This window comes from Vibrio splendidus (assembly GCF_001557875.1).
Taxonomy (GTDB): Bacteria; Pseudomonadota; Gammaproteobacteria; order Enterobacterales; family Vibrionaceae; genus Vibrio; species Vibrio splendidus_F.
This window is the reverse complement of record NZ_LNRF01000001.1, coordinates 1,627,169-1,653,115: the sequence shown is the minus strand read 5'-3', so window position 1 is coordinate 1,653,115 and position 25,947 is coordinate 1,627,169. Positions and strand designations below refer to the sequence as shown.

22 protein-coding genes and 1 riboswitch are annotated in these 25,947 nt (G+C 44.7%); of the genes, 13 read left to right on the top strand and 9 right to left on the bottom strand.

Features of this window, described 5'->3' with window-relative positions; genetic code table 11:
• Window positions 1-32 precede the first annotated feature (32 nt).
• On the bottom strand, window positions 33-1,499 hold the full coding sequence (gene gbpA / locus ATB74_RS06980; RefSeq protein ID WP_061017505.1) for an N-acetylglucosamine-binding protein GbpA: 1,467 nt from the start codon (window positions 1,497-1,499) through the stop codon (window positions 33-35).
• A 72-nt stretch (window positions 1,500-1,571) separates the two neighbouring features.
• Window positions 1,572-1,661, bottom strand: a riboswitch (cyclic di-GMP riboswitch).
• Window positions 1,662-1,984: 323 nt separating this feature from the next.
• On the opposite strand from gbpA, the gene ATB74_RS06975 reads away from it, so the two are divergent.
• From ATB74_RS06975 to aroG, 4 genes are all read left to right on the top strand, one after another.
• Entirely contained in the window at window positions 1,985-2,338 is a 354-nt protein-coding gene (locus ATB74_RS06975) for a hypothetical protein (protein WP_017061749.1), read from the top strand.
• A 100-nt stretch (window positions 2,339-2,438) separates the two neighbouring features.
• The gene (locus ATB74_RS06970) at window positions 2,439-3,110 is read left to right on the top strand and encodes a DUF3313 domain-containing protein (protein WP_061017503.1); all 672 of its coding nucleotides are present in this window, start codon (window positions 2,439-2,441) and stop codon (window positions 3,108-3,110) included.
• Between the two features lie 12 nt (window positions 3,111-3,122).
• Window positions 3,123-3,338, top strand: coding sequence for a DUF3820 family protein (locus ATB74_RS06965; RefSeq protein ID WP_061017501.1), 216 nt, complete (start codon window positions 3,123-3,125; stop codon window positions 3,336-3,338).
• A 312-nt stretch (window positions 3,339-3,650) separates the two neighbouring features.
• Complete coding sequence (aroG, locus tag ATB74_RS06960; RefSeq protein WP_060981594.1) at window positions 3,651-4,703, top strand: 3-deoxy-7-phosphoheptulonate synthase AroG; 1,053 nt, start codon at window positions 3,651-3,653, stop codon at window positions 4,701-4,703.
• Window positions 4,704-4,813: 110 nt separating this feature from the next.
• Here the strand turns inward: aroG and ATB74_RS06955 are convergent, their stop codons facing one another.
• The 3 genes from ATB74_RS06955 to ATB74_RS06945 all read right to left on the bottom strand — a co-directional run bounded on the left by ATB74_RS06955 (window position 4,814) and on the right by ATB74_RS06945 (window position 8,943).
• Window positions 4,814-6,238 carry a phosphomannomutase/phosphoglucomutase gene (locus tag ATB74_RS06955; protein ID WP_061017499.1) on the bottom strand — a complete coding sequence of 475 codons (1,425 nt, stop codon included), beginning with the start codon at window positions 6,236-6,238 and terminating at the stop codon, window positions 4,814-4,816.
• Window positions 6,239-6,253: 15 nt separating this feature from the next.
• Complete coding sequence (locus ATB74_RS06950) at window positions 6,254-7,747, bottom strand: mannose-1-phosphate guanylyltransferase/mannose-6-phosphate isomerase (RefSeq protein WP_061017498.1); 1,494 nt, start codon at window positions 7,745-7,747, stop codon at window positions 6,254-6,256.
• Between the two features lie 80 nt (window positions 7,748-7,827).
• A complete protein-coding gene (locus ATB74_RS06945; protein ID WP_061017496.1) occupies window positions 7,828-8,943 on the bottom strand; it encodes a mechanosensitive ion channel family protein in 1,116 nt (371 codons plus the stop codon).
• Window positions 8,944-9,129: 186 nt separating this feature from the next.
• Here ATB74_RS06945 and ATB74_RS06940 point away from each other — a divergent pair, with 186 nt between their 5' ends.
• Together ATB74_RS06940 and ATB74_RS06935 are read left to right on the top strand one after the other, a co-directional pair.
• Window positions 9,130-9,786: a potassium channel family protein gene (locus ATB74_RS06940; protein WP_061017494.1), complete on the top strand. Its 657-nt coding sequence runs from the start codon at window positions 9,130-9,132 to the stop codon at window positions 9,784-9,786.
• 19 nt (window positions 9,787-9,805) lie between these two features.
• Complete coding sequence (locus ATB74_RS06935) at window positions 9,806-11,173, top strand: TrkH family potassium uptake protein (RefSeq protein WP_061017492.1); 1,368 nt, start codon at window positions 9,806-9,808, stop codon at window positions 11,171-11,173.
• A 113-nt stretch (window positions 11,174-11,286) separates the two neighbouring features.
• Here ATB74_RS06935 and msrB read toward each other — a convergent pair whose 3' ends face one another.
• A complete protein-coding gene (gene msrB / locus ATB74_RS06930) occupies window positions 11,287-12,429 on the bottom strand; it encodes a peptide-methionine (R)-S-oxide reductase MsrB (RefSeq protein ID WP_061017490.1) in 1,143 nt (380 codons plus the stop codon).
• Between the two features lie 200 nt (window positions 12,430-12,629).
• Between msrB and ATB74_RS06925 the strand changes: the two genes are divergently transcribed.
• Window positions 12,630-13,028, top strand: a complete 399-nt coding sequence (locus ATB74_RS06925; RefSeq protein ID WP_060981587.1) for an OsmC family protein — start codon at window positions 12,630-12,632, stop codon at window positions 13,026-13,028.
• A gap of 120 nt (window positions 13,029-13,148) precedes the next feature.
• Here ATB74_RS06925 and ATB74_RS06920 read toward each other — a convergent pair whose 3' ends face one another.
• From ATB74_RS06920 to phnW, 4 genes are all read right to left on the bottom strand, one after another.
• Entirely contained in the window at window positions 13,149-14,219 is a 1,071-nt protein-coding gene (locus ATB74_RS06920) for an OmpA family protein (RefSeq protein ID WP_061017488.1), read from the bottom strand.
• A 341-nt stretch (window positions 14,220-14,560) separates the two neighbouring features.
• Entirely contained in the window at window positions 14,561-15,379 is an 819-nt protein-coding gene (gene phnX / locus ATB74_RS06915) for a phosphonoacetaldehyde hydrolase (RefSeq protein WP_061017486.1), read from the bottom strand.
• Between the two features lie 85 nt (window positions 15,380-15,464).
• Window positions 15,465-16,904 carry an aspartate aminotransferase family protein gene (locus tag ATB74_RS06910; RefSeq protein ID WP_061017485.1) on the bottom strand — a complete coding sequence of 480 codons (1,440 nt, stop codon included), beginning with the start codon at window positions 16,902-16,904 and terminating at the stop codon, window positions 15,465-15,467.
• Window positions 16,904-18,007 (bottom strand): 2-aminoethylphosphonate--pyruvate transaminase, encoded by a 1,104-nt coding sequence (gene phnW / locus ATB74_RS06905; protein ID WP_061017483.1) that lies wholly within the window; start codon window positions 18,005-18,007, stop codon window positions 16,904-16,906. The genes ATB74_RS06910 and phnW overlap by 1 nt, the downstream gene beginning before the upstream one ends.
• 365 nt (window positions 18,008-18,372) lie before the next feature.
• On the opposite strand from phnW, the gene ATB74_RS06900 reads away from it, so the two are divergent.
• The 6 genes from ATB74_RS06900 (at window position 18,373) to ATB74_RS06875 (ending at window position 25,838) form a co-directional block, all read left to right on the top strand.
• A complete protein-coding gene (locus ATB74_RS06900; RefSeq protein WP_017094998.1) occupies window positions 18,373-19,383 on the top strand; it encodes a putative 2-aminoethylphosphonate ABC transporter substrate-binding protein in 1,011 nt (336 codons plus the stop codon).
• 152 nt (window positions 19,384-19,535) lie between these two features.
• Window positions 19,536-20,957 (top strand): FAD-dependent oxidoreductase, encoded by a 1,422-nt coding sequence (locus tag ATB74_RS06895; RefSeq protein WP_061017481.1) that lies wholly within the window; start codon window positions 19,536-19,538, stop codon window positions 20,955-20,957.
• A 227-nt stretch (window positions 20,958-21,184) separates the two neighbouring features.
• Window positions 21,185-22,294, top strand: coding sequence for a putative 2-aminoethylphosphonate ABC transporter ATP-binding protein (locus ATB74_RS06890; protein WP_019820426.1), 1,110 nt, complete (start codon window positions 21,185-21,187; stop codon window positions 22,292-22,294).
• Between the two features lie 21 nt (window positions 22,295-22,315).
• Window positions 22,316-24,025, top strand: coding sequence for a putative 2-aminoethylphosphonate ABC transporter permease subunit (locus ATB74_RS06885; RefSeq protein WP_371714586.1), 1,710 nt, complete (start codon window positions 22,316-22,318; stop codon window positions 24,023-24,025).
• A gap of 68 nt (window positions 24,026-24,093) precedes the next feature.
• The gene (gene phnR, locus ATB74_RS06880) at window positions 24,094-24,798 is read left to right on the top strand and encodes a phosphonate utilization transcriptional regulator PhnR (protein ID WP_061017477.1); all 705 of its coding nucleotides are present in this window, start codon (window positions 24,094-24,096) and stop codon (window positions 24,796-24,798) included.
• Window positions 24,799-24,935: 137 nt separating this feature from the next.
• Window positions 24,936-25,838, top strand: a complete 903-nt coding sequence (locus ATB74_RS06875) for a multidrug transporter (RefSeq protein ID WP_061017475.1) — start codon at window positions 24,936-24,938, stop codon at window positions 25,836-25,838.
• The last annotated feature ends 109 nt before the right edge of the window (window positions 25,839-25,947 follow it).

Sequence of the window (25,947 nt, the reverse complement as noted above, 5' to 3'; positions counted from 1 at the left end):
TTATCAATTAAGAGTAAGTTTCTAGTGAGCAATTAATCCACTTTGTTCCAAGCATCTTGCCAGTGTGAACCTACACCTGGTTCGTACTGAGTTGCTGTTGGTGCCCATTGAACACAGTAGCCAGAGTATGGGAACTCTTTACACTGATAAACGCCACCATCGCTGCTCAGTACTTTAGTACCGGCTGTGTAAGATTCAATGCTTTCTGGGAATACGAAGTCGTAATCGCCCGCTGGTGGAGGTGTTTGCTCGTCCATCAGATGGAAATCAAGCGTGTTCTGATCCACTAAGTTACCTTGGTCATCTTTCGTCACAACCACAAGCATGTGGTGGCCAGCTTCAGACTTAGAAAGAGTCAGTTGAACACCTTCAACTTGTCCGTCTGTTAGCTCCGATTTCTGAGATGCAAGCGCTTCACGGTGATGGTTGTACACGGTAAGCTCAGCTTGGATATCGCCTGTTGCCGCTAACGTAAGATCTAGCTGGGTAGGTTGGCTCTCATCGATAATGTACTCTGACTCTAACCCCGTTACTTCTAGCTCATGCTCCGGCTCTGGAGTGTCAATCTTGTAGCCGATTTCTACACTGTTAAAGCCAGAGCCTGCTTTTAGATAAACAGGGTTAGTGCCGTAAACGGGTGCAAAATCGCCTTGGTCGTTCAATTGACCTGCCTTGATTTGCGTCTGCTCTTGATTGATCTTAGAGGCAAGCGCGTAAGACCAATTATTGGCTTTGCCTTGATCAGAACTTTCAATCACAAGCTCAGTGCTGTATGAAGCGTTCTCACCTGATTGGTCGAATACACGAGTGTAAACAGCGTCACCAACATTCAGGTCTTGTGTTGGGTTGATTTGACCGCCTTGATCCCAATCAGGAATGATAGGGCCGTCGCCATCAAATTTCACGTCGATAACGTTGTAGAAAGCCGCAGCAGTATCACCTACATCCCATACCGCAAGGATTACTTGGTAACCTTCGCGTTCTGGCACATTACAAAAGTGGCTTACTTGCATCGGTGGCTGTTTCATATTGCCTTCAACAACACAGAATGGCGTTAAGTCAAAGGAGCTGCGTGCCAAAGGCTGGTTTGGATTCCAGTCTGGTTGAGTAATGTAATATTTCCAATCGCGAGTCTTGTGGTTAGCTGTGAACGTCCACTCAAAGTATTGAGAACCAGACTTGATCGGGCGTTTGACCCAGCGGTCTGCTTTTTGCTCGTCTAGTGCTGCTGCTAAAGAAGATTGCGCACTGGCGATTTTCCCATCAGCAGGGCCGACTTCCGGAAAGCCTTCAGGGCCTTCTACACTTTGTGGTTCATATTGGATACCACCACAGTTGGTGTTTTTCTCTTGCGTATCACTTGCAGGGAACTTACATAGGGCAACACGGCTCTCAGCAGCGCCATTGTTGTATGCAGAGACATAACCGTGACCGAAGCTTGCACCGCTTACGCTAAGTAGCGATAGCGCGATGAGTGATTTTTTTTGGAGTTGTTTCATTATTTGTCCTTACTATATTTGGCCGACAAAAAAGAGAACACTCCGGCATGCATTTACACTTAAATCCTATTAAGTGGCGGCCCCGCTATCATAGACAGAATATTTGTCGACAGACCGGTGGCTTTGCGTCCTATTCTTTCAAATAGTTTGCCAGAAGTGCGTTTGAGCAAACGAAATGTAGCCAACCAGTTTTATAAATGCGAATCAATCGATTGAAATGTGGAATGCCAATCTCGAACTTTTAATTCTTAATACAAATTAACTTGCTATATATTTCTTAAGTTAATGTATAAATTATTGATATAAATAAAGAAAGTATTTGATCTAATTGTTTTTGTGAATGGATTTTGGTTGTTGTGTTTTGCTGTGTACAACAATTGCGCGCATATCAAAACCAAACCTTTGGCTTCCACTAACCGAACTCTGACACGCCATGTATGAAAAACCGGACAATTGATTGGTCTGAATTATATAAAGGAGTCGGTATGGAATTCACAGAACTAGACAGAGACGCGTTGTATCAAACGTGGATGTCACAAAAATCGAGAATGCGAATTACGCAGATGGAGTTTTCAAAAAAGCTAGGGATGAACCAACTTGATTTCTCAAGAGTGCTAAGAGGGGAGACGCCATTAACTATGTCTTTCATTAGTCACTTTTGTCGTTTACTTCATTTAGAACCAAGGAATGTCTTCCCTTCACTCAAAGAGGGTAATGAATCTGGACCTAAAGTTGTCTATCTGAAAAGTAGAATGAGTGTTGATGGTGAGATCCAAAATGCTTATATCGAAGGGAATCAGGTGATTGTAGAGTACGCACACACTGTTCAACATGATTAAATTTAGAGCTATCTCTGATTTTTAACCCCCTTTTTCTACAATCTTTTCACATAGGGTATGGCATACTTGGTTGGATTCCTTAATTTTAGCTAAGTGCGTTATGAACCCTTTAAAAATCTTTTTGCTTGTTGCAACCAGCATTTTCTTGCTTGGTTGTGCAGGCGGCCCAATTAGAACCGCTACTAAATTTACCAGCTACGAAGATTTTCAGGCTGGGCCTGACGGAGGCGTCGACTTGGTTTGGGCAAGGGTTGGGCTCCGTGACGTACAGCGTTTGAAATCCAAGTTAGATGATTACGATTCTGTAGTGATCGACCAAATTTTTGTTTTGGCAGAAGAAGGTTCGTTAGAGCAGGACGAAATTCAGGTGCTCACAGCCCACATGGTTGCGCGTTTGGAAGAGAAAATATCGCCTCATAAAACGATTGTCGATGAACCTACAGGAAAGACGCTGCGCTTGAGTATCGCTCTAAGTAACGTTGAAACACCCAATCCGATCTTAGCTGTAACGAGCAGTGTTCTGCCGTTTGGCCTTGCGATGTCAACCATATCTAAGGTGACAACAGGCGAACACACCAATGTTGGGAGTGCGAGTGTAGAGTTATTGGTCAGTGATGCTCAAGAGGGGACGCCATTGTTTGCTGCAATCGACCGTGAAGCGGGTAACAAAGACTTTTCAACCATGATTGACTCGCTGGATGATGCCAAAGACGCGATCAACTATTGGGTTGAACGTTTAGGTGATACTCTACAGAACATAAATGACGCTTAGAAAGACCGAATAATGCTAGAGAAAGAGAACCTGATTAAGTTGGCTCGAATGCAGATGCCATTTGGAAAGTACGCGGGCCGTACACTGATTGACTTACCTGAAGAATATTTGCTGTGGTTTGATAAAAAGGGATTCCCGTCTGGTGAACTCGGCGACTTATTAAAACTGTGTCTTGCTCTGAAAATTGAAGGGCTTGACAGTGTCGTCAAGCCTTTGAAAATAATGTAATTAAATAAAAGCTCACGCTGATCACGTGAGCTTTTTTGTTTTAAATTCGACACAATTTCACATGCATGGTGGAGCTTGAAGAATAGCTGATCTTGCTTTCCTATAAATTACGCAATCGATAGCTTGTAAATAATGGTGTACAGGGTGTTTTAAATATAAAACACAAAAAAAATTGCGTTTATTTTCAATTAGTGATTGAAACTGTGGTTTTTACTAGTTAAGTTACAAGGAACAAGAAGATTAGTGCTGAAAGAAAGTGACGTGAGACAACGTACATTCAGCTCAAGGATAGAAAAAAGGAAGAAGTAAGCAATGTTCCAGACTGATGATGTAAGAATTAACAAAGTAAAAGAGTTATTACCGCCTGTTGCTGTTTTAGAAAAGTTTGCAGCGACAGAAATTGCTTCTTCTACAACCTTTGAAAGCCGTAAAGCGATTCACAATATTTTAGAAGATAGTGACGATCGCTTGCTTGTAATTGTTGGTCCATGTTCTATTCATGACACAGAAGCTGCTCTTGAGTACGGCAAGCGTTTAAAAGTACTGCGTGACGAACTCGGCGATAAGCTTGAAATCGTAATGCGTGTTTACTTTGAAAAGCCACGCACAACGGTAGGTTGGAAAGGTCTAATCAACGACCCGTACATGAACGATACGTTCAAGCTAAATGATGGCCTTCGTCTAGGACGTAAGCTACTGCTTGACTTAACTGACATGGGCATGCCAACGGCAAGTGAATTTCTAGATATGATCACGCCTCAATACGTTGCTGACCTAATCAGTTGGGGTGCAATTGGCGCACGTACGACAGAATCTCAAGTTCACCGTGAGCTGGCTTCAGGCCTATCTTGCCCAGTTGGTTTTAAGAATGGTACTGATGGCAACATCAAGATCGCAACAGATGCTATTCGCTCTGCTAGCGCTTCTCACCACTTCTTATCGGTAACTAAGTACGGTCATTCAGCTATTGTTGAAACAGCAGGTAACCCTGATTGTCATATCATCCTACGTGGTGGTAAAGAGCCAAACTACAGCGCAGAACACGTTGGTAAGATCAAAGAAGAGCTAGCAGCTTCAGGTCTTCCACAAAAAGTAATGATCGATTTCAGCCACGCAAACAGTTCTAAGCAGTTTAAGCGTCAAATGAATGTATCTGATGACGTAAGCGCACAAATTTCTGGCGGCGACAAAGCTATCTTTGGTGTGATGATCGAGTCTCATCTAGTTGAAGGTCGCCAAGACTTGGTTGATGGCAAAGCTGCAACTTACGGTCAATCTGTTACTGATGCGTGTATTGGTTGGGAAGATACTGAAACAGTACTTCGTCAGCTGGCAGATGCTGTTGAAGCTCGCCGTAACAAATAGACAAATTACAGTTAGCGACTAAGCTACTGAAGATTCAAAGCCCTTATTAGCAATCGCTAGTAAGGGCTTTTTTATGGTTTTTAGTTGAAAATTGGAAGCACCTTGTACTCTTAAATGAGAAAAGACAGTAGCTCGTCGACTTTTAATGATAACAAAGCTTTATCTTGTTTGGTTTCAACGTTAAGGCGTACTAATGGTTCTGTATTCGATTGTCTTAGGTTGAAGCGCCATGTTCCCATATCCATACTGATACCGTCTGTATGATCGATCTCAACGGCATTACCTCGGTAGTGCGACAACACGCAGGCCATGACCTGTTCGGGGTCTGAAACTTTGCGATTTATCTCTCCGGAAGAGGGGAATTTCTGCATACTGGTACTCGTCAATTGATGAAGAGATTGTTGAGTCTTCGACATCAGTTCGATAACCAGTAGCCAAGGAATCATCCCTGAGTCGCAATATCCAAAATCACGAAAATAATGGTGTGCGCTCATTTCACCACCGTAGACAGCATTGTTTTCACGCATCTTCTCTTTGATAAGTGCGTGTCCCGCTTTAATCCCAATCGCTTTTCCACCATGAGTGTTGGCGACTTTAACCGTATTCCATGTCATGCGCATATCGTGCAATACAGTCGCATTAGGCTGTTTAATCAAGAATGCTTCAGCAAGCAACCCGACAATGTAATAACCCTCGATGTAATTGCCTTTGTCATCAAAGAAAAAACATCGGTCGAAGTCTCCATCCCACGCAATTCCAAGGCCTGCAGAGTGTTCTAAAACGGCATCTCGAGTGGCTACTTGATTCTCTCTAATCAAAGGGTTTGGAATACCATTGGGGAAGTTTCCGTCAGGCGTATGATGAACCTTGATGAAGGTGATTGGAATATTGAGTTCGTTGAAACGTTCCTCTAAAGCATCAATGACGTGTCCTGCAACGCCGTTTCCTGCGTTAACTACAATCTTCATTGGCGAAAGCTTAGAAGGTGATATATAGGAGAGTAGGTGGTCTACATAAGGGGCGAGAATACTGGTCGATCTACTAGAGTTACTTGGTTGTACATAAACGAGTGGTAAATCGCTGTTTAGTTCTTGTTCGAGTACTTCAACGCGTCGTTTGATTTCATCTAAACCACTGTTTTTACTAATAGGGCTAGCGTCTACACCGACCAATTTCATGCCGTTGTAATTGATTGGGTTATGGCTCGCTGTAATTTGTATTCCGCCAATCGCTTTTAGGTAACGTGTCGCAAAGTAGGCTTCTTCTGTGCCAGTCATACCTAGGTCTATCACGGTAATCCCTGACTCTATTAAGCCTTTGGTCATGGCTTCTTGTAATGAAAGGGACGTTTCACGGTTATCACGACCAATCACCACCTGCGCCAAGCCATCGAATGAGGTTTCAGGCGTAGCGGACAGGACGTATTCGCCAAATGCCTTGCCGAGTAGGTAGGCGAGTGACTCATTGATTTGTTTACCAATGATGCCGCGGATATCGTTGTTCTTAAAGCAACTAAGGTCCAATGCTGGTTTCATAGATTTGTCGCTGCTTTATTTCGTTTGGTTGTGCTTAGATGAGTGGGCTTGTTGATTGCGCACGACTCGCCCATAGCTGTCTTGATATCGAATAATGTCGCCTTCACTTAAGTGACTGCCTGTTTGTACTTCAATCATCTCGAGTGGGAGATCCCCTGGGTTCTCTAGGCTGTGGATATGGCCTAAAGGGATGTAAGTGGATTGATCTTCTTCGACCAGATATGTTTTCTCATCGTTGGTCACTTTCGCAGTACCAGCCACTACTACCCAGTGTTCCGCTCTATGGTGGTGCATTTGTAATGACAACTTGTGACCGGGTTTTACGGTGATACGTTTAACTTTGTCGCGCTTGCCTAGATCGATCACATCGTATTTACCCCAAGGCCTAAAGACTTCTCGGTGGTAAATGTGTTCTGCTCGACCGGCTTGATTTAGTTGGCTAACGATTGATTTAACACCCTGAACCTTGTCTTTCTTCGCAACCAATATAGCGTCTTTGGTTTCGACAATAATCAGGTTATCGACGCCTACCGTCGCGACCAGCTTATTTTCAGCATGAATGTAGTTGTGCTGAGAGTCGACGGTTAACACATCACCTTCAATGACGTTATTGTGTTCATCTTTTTCACTTACATCCCAGATAGCAGACCATGAGCCAATGTCATTCCAGCCGACATCCATCGGAATCACAGCTGCGTGTGACGTTTTTTCCATCACTGCATAGTCGATAGAGTCGCTCGGGCTGCTTTTGAATGCTTCGGCGTCAATACGGATAAAGTCGAGGTCGGTGTTTTGCGTCGCAAGAGCGAGCTTACAGGCTGCTAAGATCTCTGGACTATGTTCAGCAAGTTCTTCAAGGTAGCGTGATGCTCTAAACATGAACATACCGCTGTTCCATAGGTATTGTCCCGAATTAATGTACTGCTCTGCAGTTGTTAGGTCGGGCTTTTCAACGAAACACTCAATCGCATAAGCATTTCTGGAGAGAGGCTCTCCTTGCTTGATATAACCATAGCCCGTTTCGGGTGCGTTCGGAGTAATACCAAATGTGACGAGTTTGCCTTGTCTCGCGTATTCGACACCTCTAGCTACCGTTTGCTGAAATTCGGTCGCTTTGGCGATGTGATGATCGGCTGCCAGTACCAATAATATTGGATCTGACTCGCTCTGTTGGTTGCTGTTCGAGTAACTTAAGGCCTGTAAGGCTGCGAGTGCGATGGCTGGGGCTGTATTTCTACCTACAGGTTCTAACAATATTCCACTGTGTTGGATATTGGATGCTCGAGCTTGTTCTGCAGCAATAAAGCGATGTTCTTCATTACAGATTATGAGCGGGGCATCGCAGTTACTATCCGTTAAGTGCTCATCAAGACCTTGCAGTCGTTGAAGTGTTTGCTGAAGCATGGACTGCTCGCCGGCAATATTGAGAAATTGCTTAGGGTAAAGCTCGCGAGACAGTGGCCAGAGGCGGCTACCAGAGCCGCCAGCTAGAATGACAGGTAAAATCATATCGTGGTAATTGAGTGCCTTAAAATACTGGCGTCATATTACCACGCTTCACTGTTATTATTTATCGATAAGAAATTTACTTATCGATGACCTTCTGGGTTGGAAATGACCATAGCTTGAGCTTCGCTAAAACCTTGAGGATCAATCTTGAGTGTTTGTGTTGGGAATGCGATATCCGCATTGTGTTTATGGATGATCGCTAGTACCTGTAACAGAACATCTTGCTTAACTTCATGGTATCTCACCCAGTTGACCGTTTTTGTAAAGGTGTAGATAAAGAAATTAAGCGTTGATGGTCCAAACTTATCAAAGTTAACGATCAACGTCTGCTTAGCATCAATGTCAGGGTGCGTTTCAAGCATGGCTTTTACGTCATCCACAATAAGAGCGAGTTTGCTTGCGTCTTCGTAGCGAAGCCCGAAGGTTTCATTAATTCGGCGGTTTAGCATTCGCGATGGGTTCTCCACCACAATGTTACTGAATACCGAATTTGGTACGTACAAAGGGCGCTTATCAAAGGTGCGAATGATGGTCATACGCCAGCCTATACGTTCGACTGTACCTTCAATTTGGCGGTCAGGTGAGCGAATCCAGTCTCCGACTTTAAAAGGGCGGTCGAAGTAGATCATCATGCCACCAAAGAAGTTCGATAGTAGATCTTTTGCTGCCAAACCAACGATTAAACCACCCACACCACCAAAGGTGAGTAAGCCTGACAGGCTGAGCCCAAATGCCTGCATGATCGTCAGGCCGCCCATAACCATAAAGAACAGACGAGCTACTTTTGCAATCGCTTGTACTGTGGTTTCATCTCTGTTTTTTTGCTCTAAGATGTACGCTTCAGCATTGGTGATCATTCGTAAGGTGAACCAAACGAAGGTACATATGATCAATATGTGCTTGAGCGTTTTTAACCAGTTGATTTCGTTGCCAAATTGGTCTTGAAGGATCAACCCGATAGATACGGTCGCGGGCCAACACCAAAGTAACGTACTGACAGGGGTTTTCAGTGCCTCTAGTAGCAGGTCATCCCAGTGAAAGTGGGTTCTCTGCGCCAGAACTTCCAAGCGATTATGGATAATTCGCCAAGCTACCCAAGCGAGAAAACTTGCAATAGTGATGAATAGGACGCTGTTTGCCCAATCACTATGGCTCTGGTTGATGTAGGTTTGTACTTGGGTTATGAATTCATTCATTGTGTGTGCTGCCGCAGAAATTATGAATTGGAAATTAGCAGAAACTCGAGTTGTTCTCTACCGTTATAAATCAAGCGATTATGACAATAGTATAACCTTATTATTACAGAACTAACTTTTTTTGAGATAGAAACTAATGTAGGTTTAACTATCCCGTGTAATTAAAATTTCTAAACAGGATCTCAAATGAGCGATAAACAATATGCAGTTATCGGTTTAGGGCGTTTTGGTCTGTCTGTTTGCAAAGAGCTGCAAGGTTCAGGGGCGCAGGTATTAGCCGTCGATATTGATGAAGAGCGAGTGAAAGAAGCCGCGGCTTTCGTTTCGCAAGCGATTGTTGCGAACTGTACGAGCGAAGAGACGGTTACAGAGCTAAGGCTCGACGATTACGACATGGTCATGGTGTCGATTGGCTCTGATGTTAACTCCAGTATTCTAACCACTCTGGTGGTGAAAGAATCAGGCGCAAAAGCCGTTTGGGTAAAGGCAAATGATAAGTTTCACGGCAAGATTCTCTCTAAGATTGGCGCCGACCATATCATCATGCCGGAGCGAGATATGGGTATTCGTGTAGCCCGTAAGATGTTAGACAGGCGCGTTCTGGAGTTTATTGACCTTGGCAGCGGCTTAGCGATGACGGAACTCGTTATCGGTCATAACCTACTGGGCAAGCAACTCCGAGACCTCAAGCTTTGCAAAGAGAGTGATGTTGATGTGCTTGGTTTTAAGCGTGGTCCAAATCTAACTAAAGCGCCTGAACTGGATATTAGTTTAGAAATCGGAGATGTGGTGATCATCGCAGGGCCTAAAGAGACCTTATCTAGAAAACTACGTAATTGGTAACTGGCAATAAGGCAACAGTATGAATTCGTTTCAACGAAAAGGTACTTTTTATACCCTTAAGAGAGATGAAAAGCCTCGTAAGGGCTCTGAACCTAAGATAATTCTGACCAGTTTCTTAGGCGTTCTCATTCCCTCGGCCATCTTGCTGACGTTGCCTGTTTTCTCTGTCACGGGGCTCAGTTTTACGGATGCACTGTTTACCGCGACTTCTGCGATCAGTGTGACAGGTTTAGGTGTCGTCGATACCGGTGAGCACTTTACTTTAGCTGGAAAAATCTTGCTGATGTTCTTGATGCAGGTAGGTGGGCTAGGGCAGATGACTTTATCTGCGGTACTGCTTTACATGTTTGGTGTTAGGTTAAGCTTGAAGCAGCAGGCATTAGCGAAAGAAGCATTGGGACAAGATCGTAAGATTAACCTTCGAAAACTGGTCAAGAAGATTATCATCTTCGCATTAGTGGCTGAATTTATTGGTTTTGTATTGCTTTGCTTCCGATGGGTTCCCGAAATGGGATGGGCAACCGGAAGCTTTTACGCGCTCTTTCATGCGATATCAGCCTTCAATAACGCAGGTTTTGCTCTATTTTCAGATAGCATGATGAGCTTTGTTGACGATCCATTGGTGATCTTTACGCTAGCGGCTCTGTTCATTTTTGGAGGCCTTGGCTTTACGGTTGTCGGTGACTTATCGAGTAACTGGCGTAAAGGCTTTCGACATCTGCATCTACACACCAAGATTATGCTAACAGCGACACCAACTCTATTGTTGGTCGGCACTGTGATGTTTTGGCTTTTGGAGAGGAATAACTCAGCAACCATGGAAGGGTTATCGACTCAAGGGCAGTGGCTAGCGGCGTTTTTCCAGTCGGCGAGTGCTCGTACTGCTGGCTTTAATAGTGTGGATTTGTCTCAATACACTCAGCCTGCATTGCTGGTGATGATTGTTTTGATGTTGATTGGTGCAGGTTCTACCTCAACGGGTGGTGGTATTAAGGTTTCGACCTTTGCGGTTGCCTTTGTCGCGACGTGGACGTTTTTACGTCAGAAAAAACATGTAGTGATGTTTAAGCGAACCGTAACTTGGCAAGCGGTAACAAAGTCATTGGCCATTATTGTGGTAAGTGGGGCGTTATTAACCACCGCTATGTTTTTGTTAATGCTTACTGAAAAGGCAGCGTTTGATCGAGTCATGTTTGAGGTGATTTCAGCCTTTGCAACGGTAGGACTGACGGCTGGATTAACTGCGAATCTGACTGAGCCAGGTAAATACATCATGATTGTTGTTATGGTGATCGGGCGTATCGGTCCTTTGACGTTAGCTTATATGTTAGCTCGGCCAGAACCTTCTTTGTTGAAATACCCAGAAGATACGGTGTTAACGGGTTAATAATGCTAACAGGCTAGAGTTAATCCTTCTTGTTAGAGCGTTAGAAAAACGAAAGCCAGCGATATGCTGGCTTTGTTGTTTATGAATAGAATTCTGTGAAATTGAGTCTTTAGCTAGCCCTCAAACATTTCAACGTATTCTTCGTAGCCTTCTTCCGCTAATTTATCGGCTGGGATAAAGCGCATTGCTGCTGAGTTCATGCAGTAACGCAAACCTGTCGGTTTAGGACCATCTTGAAATACATGACCTAGATGAGAATCACCAAATTTACTGCGCACCTCTGTGCGTGGGTACAGCAGTTTGTAGTCGGTAGTCGTTACGACATAAGCTTCGCTAATTGGCTGTGTAAAGCTCGGCCAGCCTGTGCCTGATTTGTATTTGTCTTTTGAAGAGAACAGTGGTTCACCAGTTACGATGTCGACGTAAATGCCTTCTTGTTTATTATCCCAGTACTTGTTGTCAAACGGGCGCTCTGTTGCGTCTTCTTGCGTTACGTCGTATTGAAGTGCTGTAAGCTTGGCTTTGATCTCTGCATCAGACGGTTTTACGTAGGCTTTAGCATTGGCTGTCGCATTCTTACTGTCGATGATCTGGCGGATTGTTTTAGGGTTATCCTTTCTGTCATCACCGAAGATCTTGTCTAGATACTGGTCACGGCCTGAAGCGTAGCGGTAATAGTTGTAACGAACCTTGCTCTTCTTGTAATAATCTTGGTGGTAGTCTTCTGCTGGCCAGAATTTTTCAAACTTAATCAATTCTGTTTTTAGTGGGTCACCAAAGATCTGAGCTTTGTCGATCTCCATCATAAAGCTCTGAGCGACGGCTTTTTGCTCTTGATTATGATAGAAAATAGCAGGTCGATATTGAGGGCCTCGGTCTACGAAAGAGCCTTTGTCATCGGTTGGGTCAATGTGACTGAAGAATTGGTCAAGAACCTGTTCATAGCTCACAACATCAGGGTTGTAAGTCACGTTGATCACTTCGATGTGACCAGACTTGCCCGAAGATACTTGTTTGTAGGTTGGGTTTTCTAATTCACCACCAGAGTACCCAGAGATAACGTCGGTGACGCCTGTCAGTTTTTCTAGGTCGGATTCTGTACACCAAAAACAACCGCCAGCCAGTGTCGCGATTTCACTTTTACCTGAATCAGCCGTTTTATCCATTGTATTGGCAGTGCCAGTCTGGCTTACAAACAGCGAAATCAGTGGCAGTGCGACCACGAGTGATACCAATATTTTAGATAATTTATTCATAGATACCTCATCTTGACGTTTTTCTCATTCGATTTTGAATGTACGAATAGAGACAGGTTTTAGATGGAAAAAATTGCATCATTCACAAAAAAATATGTCGCCTAGAAAATCTTGCTCATGAATGCCGCCAGTAGTAGGGTGTCAGTATTAATATCCAATAATAGACAGTGATGGCGGTTATCGGTCATCTAAGGAACAACATGCAAGCAGAAGTTAAATGGGTCGAAGGCTTTAAATTCCTAGGTCAATCTCAATCAGGTCATTCTATCGTTATGGATGGAAGTGGCGGTGCAACCGCACCAAGCCCTATGGAAATGGTGCTAATGGCTGCGGGTGGTTGTAGCTCTGTTGATGTAGTGGATGGTTTGAAATCTGCAGGCCAAAGCATCACGGGCTGTAATGCAAAGCTTGAAACCACACGTCGTGAAACGGCGCCAAAAATCTTTACTGTGATTAATATTCACTTCGAAGTATCGGGTGAAAATCTTGATCCTGAGTTGGTTGCTAAGGTCTGTGCGGATTCATTAGAAAAATACTGTTCAGTATGTCTAATGCTAGGTGCTGGTGTAGAGATGACTCACAGCTGGGAAATTGTCTAATCTTCTGGTTTACAGTTTGAGTTAGGCTATTTTTACGGCTTATGGGCAAAGATAGATAAAGAAAAGGGCGGCGCACTTAAAGTGCTCCGCCCTTATTAGTTTGGTCAAGGTAGAGTGCTATTATTCAGCTGTTTCTACGATAACTTCTTCAACTTGAACTTCTTCTTGATATTCGAAGCTTGGGATAGTTGCTTCCACACGGCGGTTTTGTGCACGGCCTTCAGCGGTAGCGTTTGATGCGATTGGGTTTTCTTCCCCTTCACCAGAAGCCGTAATACGCTCAGCTTCAATGCCTTGCTCTTCGATGTATGCGGCAACCGCAGCTGCACGTTTCTTAGATATCATCATGTTGTATTCTGCCGCACCAGTTGAGTCAGTGTGGCCAACAATATTAACGGTCGATTGAGGGTGCGCTTGTAAGACTTCAACAATTGGCTGTACAGCTGTTTTACCTTCTTCTGAAAGCTCTGTGCTGTTAGTCGCAAATGTACCTTGAGAGAAGCTCTCGGTTTGCGCTTTAGTAACAACTACCGCTGCTTCTTCTTCAATAACCACAGTTTCTGGCTCGGTGATTGGCTCAGAAGGTGCTTGAGTCACTGCCGCCGCAGAAGCTGCAGCCGCTGCTGATGCGGTTGTGTTGCCTGTACCGAAGTTGTAACTAACACCAACAGAAAGAAGGTTTGAATTTAGATCTTGAACGAAGTTGTCATCGAAATCATCAAAGTATTGGTATTCAGCACGCACAGCCCAATTAGAAGACAGTTGCTTCTCAACACCGATACCCGCAGAAAGAACAACGTCGTCTTCGCCACCGTGTGAAATGTAAGCAGGGCCTGCTTTGAAGAATACGTCAAACTCTTGTTGTACTGGTAGGCGGTACATTGGCGTTAGTGAGATAGCGATGATAGGGTCGCTAAACTGGCTTGTAACACCGTTCTTAGTGAAGCTAGTTTTGTAGTCACCTAAGAAGTCAGAACTTAACTCAATACCAAGTCTGTCAGTAAAGTTATAGCCAGAATAAATGCCTGCGCCAATCGCATCATCATCACACTTCACGCCGTCAACACACGCACTGTCTAACCAGCCCATGCCCACTTTTGCACCAACGTAAGTCGTAGCAGCGATAGATGGAGCCGCAGCTAAGCCTGAAGCAGCGATGACAGCACACATGATTTTTGACAGTCTTTTCATAATCTTATCCTTGGATTTGTTTTTATTTTTGTCTGAACCTGCCAGTAAAGAGAAAACTTACTGGTTTACGACACTACTAAAGTAAGTAAATCAAGGCGTTGGCTCAGGTTGAATCGATTTAGAATTTATTGACGTATTGTTAATCTGATTGCGTATTAGAGTCAATGAAATTGTTAAAAGTTATATAGTTAAGGTGCTATTTATAGCTTTTTTGTCGAAAAATTGTTGTCTTAAATATTGGAAATGAAGAAACCTCGTATCATTTTAGGTGATACGAGGTTTCATTTTGCATGTGTGCGGATTATTGGGCTACAGACCCTGATTTGCAGAAGTGACAGGAGTTATGGACGCTCACCTGCTAGTAAGCGCTTCTCGATATCAGCAATGACACCCGGCAGATCTGCAATAGTATCGATCAGGTAGTGTGGGTTTGATTTGTTTAGCTTCACGCTAGCTTTTTCACGTGCATCGGCAAGTGTTGCTTCATCTGCGTCTAAGTATTCTTGGTAGGTGAAGCCAGCTTCGTTACCAGATAAAACAAGGCCTACCGTCCACATGCCTGCGTTGTGACCCTCATCGATACCAGGTGCTGCGTCATCTACTTTCACACACGCAGCAACGTTTGTTACTCCTAGATCTATCACGTTTTTAAGAGCCATAAATGGAGCTGGGCGACCACCTTGAGGTAAGTCATCCGTTGCAACTACGTTGTCTGGTCGGTAACCGTAATCTGCCGCAGCAGGGATTAGCACATCCATCACCTCACGTGGGTAACCTGAACAAGAACCAATCTTCACATTCTTCTCTTTTAAGTTCTTGACCACTTCTATCGCATTCAAAATAGGTGCTGCATGGTCGGCTACTTTGGCTTTTTGAAGAGGCATAAATGCCGCGTAGATCGCGTCAACGTCTTCACTGGTCATCGAGCGTCCGAATTGAGCCTTCCAACGAGCGTCAACAGCTGGAATTCGACCAACCGCTTGGATGTGGTCCCATTTTCCGATACCCATAGGTTCACGCGCTTCTGCTAAGTCGATATCAAAGTCGAAACCTTGTCTGAATGCTTCAACGAAAATGCTGGTTGGCGCAAACGATCCAAAATCAACGATAGTGCCAGCCCAGTCAAAGATAACCGCTTGGATAGGTGATGTTGTGTTCATAGTCGTGTCCTATTTCTGTTTTTCTCCCAACTCAGGTTGTTCTGGGAGATGAATGATTGTTTTAAGTTATTGGTTAGATGATGGTTTAAAGGTATTCAAAGTCTTTGCAGACTTTTGCTATCGCTTTTTCGAATACAGACAGAGCGACTTCTAGTTCGCTGCGGCTGATGATCAATGGTGGGCTCAACTGAATCACGTTACCTTGTGACACCTTAAAGCTCAGGCCATCGTTCAGACATTGGTAAAGTACTGCTTCCGCTTCATCGAACGCTCGGGTTTTGGTGATACGGTCAGTGACCAACTCCACGCCCCAAAGCAGGCCGATGCCGCGAACGTCACCAATGACTGGGTATTTCTCTTTCATTTGAAGCAGCTGTTCACGCACGAATGCGCTGTCCGTTTGTACGTTTTCAAGTAGGTTTTCTTGCTCAATCACTTCCATGGTGGCAAGTGCTGCCGCGCAACCAATAGGGCTTTTCTCATGGGTGTAGTGACCAAGTGATACTTGCGCAGCGGTGTTGTACTTGTCTTTGGTGATCATGGCTGCAATTGGAACTAAACCGCCGCCAAAACCTTTACCGATACAAAGGATGTCAGGCTCGATATCAAAAGCTTGGTGTGTAAACCATTCGCCACTGCGACCCATGCCATTAGGGATGTCATCAATGATCAACAGGACGTTGTGTTTGTCACAAATCTCACGGATGCGCTTCCAGTAAGCTTTGCTTGGTATTTGAACGTCTGTGTTACGCACTGCTTCCGCAATGAAGGCACCAATGCCACCTTCTTTTTCAATCACATACTCAAGGTAATCGGCGTAGTGAACATCACATGCGGTCTCGTTCGCATCGCTGGAGTTTTGCCCGCGAAGCGAAAAAGAGTCATTGAGGGGGAAAGCACCACGATAAGAAACCGCTGGTGGAATACGTTCTACGCCAGCCATTAATGGCCCCATTCCTTCGCGGAAACACGCTTCGCCACCTACTGAAATCGCATCGAGTGACGCGCCATGGAAGGAATCCCACAGTGATACTACTTTAAAGTTTTTGGTGATATGTCGAGCCAGTTTTAGCGCCATGCCGATCACTGATGTGCCACCGGGAGCAAACAACACGCGATTCAAATCACCACCGCAGATTTGCGTGAGCTTTTCAGCGCACTGAACGGCTGTTTCATTGGTAAAACGACGAGGTGAAAATGGCAATGATGCCATTTGTTGAGTCACTTTATTAATGATGTGGGGGTGACCATAACCTAGTTGATGGACATTATTGCCGTGAAAATCCATGTACTTCTTGCCAGTCGCATCTTGAATGTAGATGCCTTCGGCTGCTTCAAGTGTATCTAGGCAAGGTGTTGACATGGCTTGGTGAAGAAACACGTCAGCATCACGCTTTAAGATCGCTTGAGTCGCATCATCGTTTAGCGATTCGTTCCATTTTTCGCGTGCTGGTGTGGTGTTCACATCGCCTTCACTTCGAAAGTGCGCCGCGTTCACCACTGGCTCTTGGTTAGTTATCGTCATTACTTGATGTCCCAGTACATAGCATTCTTAACTGCGCCAATGAGAGCTTCAATGTCTGACGGATAAACTTCACCGATGTTACCGATTCGGAAGCAATCTGCGTTTGAAACCTTGCCCGGGTAAATCACAAAACCTTGTTCTTTCAAACGGTCATAGAATTCCTTGAATTGGTAATCGCTATGAGTTGGAGAATAGAAAGAGGTGATGATAGGTGAATGAAGATCATCATTAAGCAGTGGTTCAAAGCCAAGAGAGCGCATCCCCGCAACCAATGTGGTTTGGTTGGTTTGGTAGCGATTATGACGAGCTTCGATGCCACCTTCTTGCTCCAATTCAAGTAGAGCTTGGTAAAAAGCGCGCACTGTATGAGTCGGAGAGGTGAAACGCCATTTACCATGGTTGCTTTCCATGCAGTGCCATTGGTCAAACAGGTCTAGGCTTAATGAACGAGCTTGGCCTTTGCATTTCTCAAGTTCCGATTGCTTAGCAATAACAAAGCCGAATCCCGGCACACCTTGGATGCACTTGTTTGCGGAACTGATCATGTAATCGATCCCTAAGTCAGCAATATCCATAGGGATGCCACCAAAGCTCGACATCGCATCTAGAATGACGGTTTTGTTGTGCTGCTTTGCCAATTTGGCGATGTCTTCAATTGGATTCAACATACCAGTAGTGGTCTCGCAGTGCACAATCGCAACGTGAGTAATGTCTGAATCCATGGCCAATGCCGTCTCCATTTCGTTCAAGTCAGGCTGTGATATTTCACCTGGGGAAACGACATGGCATGGAATGTTTAAGTATTCTGAGATTTGAGCAATACGAGCACCATACGCACCGTTGTCAACAACAAGAAGCTTGCCGCTTTTAGATATAACGCTACCGATTGTTGCTTCAACTGAAGCAGTGCCGCTACCTTGCATTAGTACGCTCGTATAACCCGTTTGCTTAGTCGCCAAAGTCACTAGCTTGCTACGAATCACTTCAACGACGTATTTGTTGTATTCATCATCCCAAGTACACCAGTCTTTTAGCATCGCTTGGCGAACGGTTTCAGAAGTAGATAGAGGACCCGGTGTCAGTAGTAGGTATTCGTTTCTCATGTTCAATTCTCGTGATTTGTATTTTGGACTATACCAGTATTTGCAGTTACTTTAACAACCAATTTGAACGGTCGTAAATAGCCCAAACGTTATTTTCACAAAAGCTTCATATTCAAATTTGTCACTTGTGTTGAGAAATTTCCCGATCTTTAAATTGCCATTTTTTGTTCATTTAACCGTCATAAAAGTCGACTAGGTTAATACTCGCCATCTGGTACATACCAGCAAAAAGGCGTGTACTAGTAACCTAAATGAATTTATGGGTATAGAAGCCTCTAGATGGAGCTTCTAGCTTTAACAACTTTAACTTTGGCAATTTTTAATTTTGGCAACTTCTCACTTTAGAGTTGGCCTGACTGGAGAAAATGATGAAAAACCGTTTTATGAAAGGATCACTTGCAGCGTTAGTCACTCTACTCGCTGGTAATGCTTATGCAGCACAGGAAGTGACGGTTTACACTGCTTTTGAAACTGACATTTTAGCTAAATACAAAAATGCTTTCGAAAGTGAAAACCCAGACATCAACATCAAGTGGGTACGTGATTCAACTGGGATCATGACGGCAAAATTATTAGCTGAGAAAAACAATCCTCGTGCAGAAGTGGTATGGGGCCTTGCGGGTTCTTCAATGGCTCTACTTAAAGAGGAGGGCATTCTTAAGCCTTACACTCCTCAAGGTGTAGAAGCGCTGCGTTCAAACCTCAACGATCCGCAATCTACTCAAGCTTGGTATGGCAATGACGCATTCTTCAATGCGGTTTGTTTCAACGAAGTAGTTGCTAAGCAATTGAACCTACCTGCACCTAAATCTTGGGATGACCTAACGAAGCCTATCTACAAAGGCCACATTGCAATGCCAAACCCAGCGTCTTCTGGTACGGGCTACATGCAGGTTTCGGCTTGGTTACAAAACATGGGTGAAGACCAAGGTTGGAACTACATGCAGAAGCTAGATCAAAACATTGCTCATTACACGCACTCTGGTTCTAAGCCATGTGTTCAAGCGGGCATGGGTGAAGTGGCTATCGGTATTTCTATGGCGAGCCGCGGCGCGAAGCTGAAGACTCAAGGCGCCCCACTTTCTGTGATTACACCGGAAGGTATCGGTTGGGAATCTGAAGCGGTAGGTCTTGTTAAGCCTTCAGATGCAGCACAACGTGTTATCGATTGGTCTATCTCTAAAGCAGCGAATGAACTTTACATCGAAATGTATCCAGTTGTTGGCCACCAAGATGTCACAGGTAAAGCAGAAAACTTCCCGAACGTAGAGAAGAACATGGCAAAAATGGATTTCGCTCGTATGGGCAGCGAACGTGCAGATGTTCTGAAAACATGGTCTGAGAAGTTTGACGCTAAATCAGAGCCAAAATCTTAACCTGCTGAGCTAGTTAGTTTATTGGCTACTTGGTTCATTAGGCATTTGGTCCATTAAATACGCAGCCCACTAGAAGTAAGAAATCAGCAAAGGAAGGCTTCGGTCTTCCTTTTTTAGTTTTACGCCTTTAGGTTTTAAGTAAGGTACAACAAATGACAAAGCACTACTCATATTGGTTCAAGCAAGCATTGGAACAGGAATTTGGTAGCATCAATGCGGGGCTAAAATCCGCTACACCGCTTCAAAAAGACGTTAACGGTGATATCGCCATTGTCGGCGGCGGTTACACAGGGCTGTGGACGGCAATTTTAATTAAACAGCAACAGCCTCAAAAGCATGTTGTGGTGATTGAAAAAGGCTTGTGTGGTAGCGGGGCTTCTGGCGCGAACGGTGGCTGTATGTTGACGTGGTCGACTAAGTATCCAACGTTGAAGAAGCTATACGGCAAAGAACAAGCAAAATGGTTGGTTAAAGAGTCGGAAAAGGTCATTTATGAGATCGAAGCTTTCTGTAACGAACATAACATCGACGCGCATCTTTATCGAAGCGGTACTTACTACACGGCGACCAATGAAGCGCAAAAGGGGGGAATGGAACCTGTTGTGAATGAGTTGGTCAAGCAAGGCATAAATAGTTGGAAGAAGTGTGATAACTCTTTGGCTGAGAAAGCGGGATCGGAGCGTCATATTGAAGGTTATTACTCAGAAGCCGCGAGCAGTGTGCAGCCAGCGTTATTGGCGAGAGGCTTACGCCGAGTCGCTCTCGAACTGGGTGTCGAAATTCACGAAAACACAGAGATGACATCACTCGACTATGGCTCCCCAGCTCGTATCCAGACTAAGGGCGGAGTTGTGTTTGCTGACAAAGTGATCTTAGCGCTCAATGCATGGATGCTCGATCACTTTAAAGAGTTCAAACGCAGCATAGTGGTTGTTTCTTCAGATATGGTTGTAACCAAGCCAATCCCAGAAAAACTCAAGCAGTTTGGCCCCGAAAAAGGAGCGGCGGTGGTGGATTCGCGTATCTTTGTTCATTACTACCGTGACACTGAGGATGGACGACTCATGTTGGGCAAAGGCGGCAATAAATTCTCGTTTGCCAATCAAGTTGAAAGCATGTTTAACCAAACGACCAACTACCTGCCGATTCTCAATCAATCCTTTCAAAAACTGTTCCCTAAATTGCAACAAAGTGAATTCGATTACAATTGGTCTGGCGGCTCAGACCGTTCGGTCACCGGATTGCCATTTTTCGGTAATCTAAAACGCCAAAACAACATCTATTATGGGCTCGGTTACTCAGGTAATGGTGTTGCTCAAACTCGTATGGGCGGAAAGATTCTCTCATCTATGGTACTTGGAGCTGATAACGCTTGGACCTGTTGCGGATTAACCAACGGACCGCTTGGGCATTTCCCGCCAGAGCCATTTCGTTGGGTAGGTGCGATGATGGTGCGTGACGCGGTACGAAGAAAAGAGAACGCGGAAGATTCTGGTAAAACGCCATTGTGGCTGGATAAGCAATTGGCAAAGCTGGCTGGTGCGGCGGGCAAAGCCGACAAGGTTAAATCATAGATTAATCTAGCGTTTAAATTAGAAGTTTACATTTGGGCTCTCAGTGATCTTTGGGGAAGTCATTGAGGGCTTTCAACGTTGAATTAAGTTTCAATGCTGAACAAATAATGATCTTTAATGCTTATTATATCTGCAATATAACTGTCATTTAGCTTCTATAAATTTGTCACTTAACTGCAATGTTCTCAGTTTAAATTTGGTATATACCATATAGAGAGTGCTGTAGTATGAGCAACCAAACTTATTTGAATATTGAAAACGTTGTAAAGCAATTTGGCCAATTCACAGCGTTAAAAGACATTTCCCTATCGATAGATAAAGGCGAGTTCGTCTGCTTCCTTGGCCCATCTGGCTGTGGAAAAACCACCTTATTACGTGCGATTGCAGGTTTAGATTTACCTACTTCAGGTTCTATTGAGCAGAACGGTAAGGATACGACCTTCTTACCACCAGAAAAGCGCGACTTTGGCATTGTGTTCCAGTCTTACGCTTTGTTCCCGAACCTTACTGTGGAAGAAAACATTGCGATTGGCCTTAAAAACCAAGGCATGTCGACCAAAGAAGCTCTTGAGACGGTTGAGTCTTGGTTAGAGACCATCGGCTTACCGACGTCTGGTCAGAAATTCCCAAATCAATTGTCTGGTGGGCAGCAGCAGCGTGTGGCTTTGGCTCGTGCTTTGGCTTTGTCTCCAGGTTTGCTACTCCTTGATGAACCGCTGTCTGCATTGGATGCAAAAGTAAGAACACACCTGCGCGACGAGATCTGTCAATTGCAGCGTAAATTGGGCATCACCACGATTATGGTGACGCACGATCAAGATGAAGCTTTGACCATGGCTGACCGCATTGTGGTAATGAATCACGGTATTATCGAGCAAGTGGGCGCTCCACAAGAGATCTACCAAAAACCCGTCAGTCGTTTCGTGGCTGAGTTTGTCGGCAGTATGAACTTTATTCAAGCTTCTGTAGCAGCTCAAGGCAAGATGCGTATTGCTGAGTCTATGTTGCCATTGCCTGGGTTAGACAACCTGACACCAAAGCAGGGTGATATGTTTGATATCGCGGTTCGTCCTGAGCAAATCCAGTTTGTTGATCGTTTTAGTGAATCCTTGCCAGTGAGAATCGTATCAAGCGAATTCTTAGGGGCGTTTTATCGCGTGGAGTGCGAGTTGCAACATGACTCAACGGCGAAAGAGATCATCGTGGATGTACCCGTCAAAGAGTTCAACCGATTGAAGCTGCGTCGCAGTGATATTCGTTACGTTGCATTCGATCAAGAAGGCCTGAGAGCTTACCCATCGAAAAGCTTGCAAGTGATGAAAGACGAGGCGGCGTAAATAATCATGGAATCGACTCAAATGATGCAATCTAAGCTGCTAATTCAACGACGAGTACAACCTTTTCTGGCTCGGTTAAGCAAAGACAACGTAATTCTGTTTGGGCTGTTGGCCTTTTTGTCTGTGGTTATGACGTTGTTTATCCTGATGCCACTGTGGGCAATGTTGAAAAAGAGTGTTCAGAACGCAGATGGTGAATTTGTAGGCTTACAGAATTTCGCTACGTATTTTGCGTCTCAAAGCCTGTGGCAGTCGGTGGGCAATACCTTCACGCTCGGGTTGTTAGTGACCGTTGTCGTGGGTGTCTTGGCGTTTGGTTATGCCTATGCGCTAACTCGTTCATGCATGCCTTTTAAGGGGCTTTTTCAAGTACTGGGTTCAGCGCCGATTCTAGCTCCGTCGTTGCTTCCTGCGATCAGCTTGATCTTCCTATTTGGTAATCAAGGTATCGCCAAAGAAGTCTTGGGCGGCAACTCGGTATACGGCTTGATTGGTATCTCACTCGGCTTGATATTCTGGACTTTCCCACATGCCTTGATGATTCTAACCACTTCACTCAGAACTTCTGATGCTCGTCTTTATGAGGCTGCCCGTGCTCTAAATACTTCCTCGCTTAAAACCTTCTTCATGGTGACCTTACCTGCAGCCAAATATGGCTTGATCAGTACTCTGATCGTTGTGTTTACGTTGGTGGTATGTGACTTTGGTGTACCAAAGGTCATTGGCGGTAGCTACAACGTTTTATCTACAGATATCTTTAAGCAGGTGGTTGGTCAGCAGAACTTTTCGATGGGTGCTGTAACCAGTATCTTGTTGCTATTGCCTGCGCTACTTGCGTTTACAGTGGATCGCTGGGTACAAAAGAAACAGAAGAGCTTGTTTGATACCCGTTCTGTCGCGTACCAACCAGAGCCAAATACCATGCGTGATGGATTGTGTTTCCTTTACTGCACGGTCATTTCGGCTGCTGTCGTTATCGTGTTGGGCATGGCGATATACGGTTCTATGGTCACCTTCTGGCCTTGGAACAAAGCGCTCACCCTGAATAACTACAACTTTGCTGAGATGAGTACCTATGGTTGGACACCGTTCTTCAACTCTCTGACGCTTGGTGCATGGACTGCCATTATCGGTACCGTATTGATTTTCTTAGGTGCGTATTGTATTGAGAAGGGCAGAGCATTTGGTCCCGTTCGTCAGGCGATGCAGATGCTCAGTGTTGTGCCGATGGCCGTTCCGGGTATGGTTCTGGGTTTGGGGTATATCTTCTACTTCAATGACTTGAGTAACCCACTTAACTTCCTGTATGGCACGATGGCGTTCTTGGTGATTAATACGGTGGTTCACTACTACACAGTAGGGCACATGACGGCGTTAACGGCATTGAAACAGCTACCTTCGGAAATTGAAGCCACGGCGGCCTCGGTTAACCTACCGCAATACAAGCTGTTTTTTAAGGTGACGGTGCCCGTTTGTTTGCCTGCGATTTTAGATATTGCGACATACCTGTTTATTAATGCACTTACCACGACATCTGCGGTAGTATTCTTGTATTCTACCGATACGATACCTGCGTCAGTTTCAGTGTTGAATATGGACGATGCGGGGCAAACCGGTGCAGCAGCAGCCATGGCGGTAATGATCATGATATCTGCAGCGAGTGCGAAGTTGATTCATATGCTAATCAACAAGTTTTTCGAGAAGCGCACCCAAGCTTGGCGCAAACGCTAGCGAACCATTTTATATTGCAGTTGGCCAAGGAGTGGCTGACGACAAGAACAAGAATGAAAGGAAATTAAGTGCAGTACGTAAAAATCAAAGATGTCATTGTAGAGCAGATAGAGTCGGGGATGTTAACGCCACGACAGAAGTTGCCTGCAGAACGTAAGCTGGCTGAATCGTTTGATACAACACGAGTTACCTTACGTGAAGCTTTGTCTTCGCTTGAAGCTGAAGGGCGTATTTACCGAGAAGATCGCCGCGGTTGGTTTATCTCACCAGCGCCGCTTCGTTACGATCCAACCCAAACACTGAACTTCACTAATATGGCTCTGGCGCAAAATCGTCAACCGAAAACTGAGTTAGTGGTAGCAAAAGGGATGTTGGCAACCAAGGAGGCGACTAAGCTTCTTGAGTTACAACCGTTCTCCGATGTTTATCGAGTCGATAGAGTTCGCTACCTTGAAGACAGACCGGTTGTGTATGTGACGAACTACATTCGACCAGAGTTGTTTCCTAACTTACTCGATTATGACCTGTCTAAATCACTGACCGACATCTACCGTGAGCACTTTGGCGTGGTGTATCAGAAGATTCGTTACCGTGTGAGTACAACGTCTTTGCTGGGTGAAACCGCGCAAGCATTGCGTGCGACTTCTGGCTCTCCTGCAATGGTGGTAGAGCGTGTTAACTACAATCAAAATGGCGATTTGATTGACTGTGATATTGAGTATTGGCGTCATGACGCGATCAGTATAGAGTCGATCGCACAGTTAGAACGCTAGTCATACGTTAGAACGCTGGCACACCTTAAATTCTCTGAGCTTGCTCAATTGAAACGATCAAAGGTCTCTTATCTGGAGGCCTTTTTTATCCCCTGTTTTAAGCGGTTGCTCTTATCAGTCAATAAGTTAGGAATTAAATGGAATTCTCTGCCATCATCATCGTGATTATCTCGGCTCTGCTGCATGCGGGTTGGAACGTTCTAGGTAAATCTAATCAAGGATCGGGTTCGTCTTTCTTCCTAGCCTCTGGCTTTGCCGCCGCAGCGATATTGACTCCCTATCTGGTTTGGTATGCCTACAGTGTTGGCCTGTCAAATATATCACTTCCATTCTGGCAGTTGGTTTTCTTGAGTGGGATCTGTCAAATCGTCTATTTGATTGGGTTAGGCGCTGCCTATAAACAAGCTGATATTGGTGTGATCTATCCGATGGCACGAGCACTTCCGGTGTTGATGGTGGGGTTAGGCACGGTGTTGATCGGCTATGAATTGTCGGCGAATCAGTGGATGGGTTTTGCACTGATCACATTAGGCTGTTTGTTCGTTCCACTGAAACAATTCTCTGAGCTGAGGTTCAAGGCCTACCTGAACCTCGGTGTGCTGTGGGCATTAATCGCCGCCATTGGTACCACGGGCTACTCCATTATAGATAAAGAAGCGCTCCTGTTATTGGAGCCGTTAAGCACGCCTACCATTACTAATAAACACACGGCGATTTTCTACCTAGGCATTCAATTTTGGGCGATCGTGATTCCGCTGAGTATTTGGTTGTTGGTGTCCAATCAAAGAATCGAATTTACCAACGCATGGATACTACGTAAGAAAGCCACGGTTGCAGGCATTATGATGGCATCGACTTATGGTTTAGTGTTATTTGCGATGACCATGACAGAGAACGTCAGCCTGGTTGTGGCACTTAGGCAAGTCAGTATCATCTTCGGCGTAGTGATGGGGATCTACTTTTTAAAGGAAAAGTGGCACATGACTCGCGGTGTAGGCGTCGTTTTTATTATTGCTGGTTTAGTTATCTCACTGACTTAAAAAGAAATTAATTTACACCTCCAACCTATAATGTGACTTTTTAGGCACATTATCCTTATTGATAGCAAACGTTTTACTAATGTTAAAGATGTGATCCTTCTCATAGACA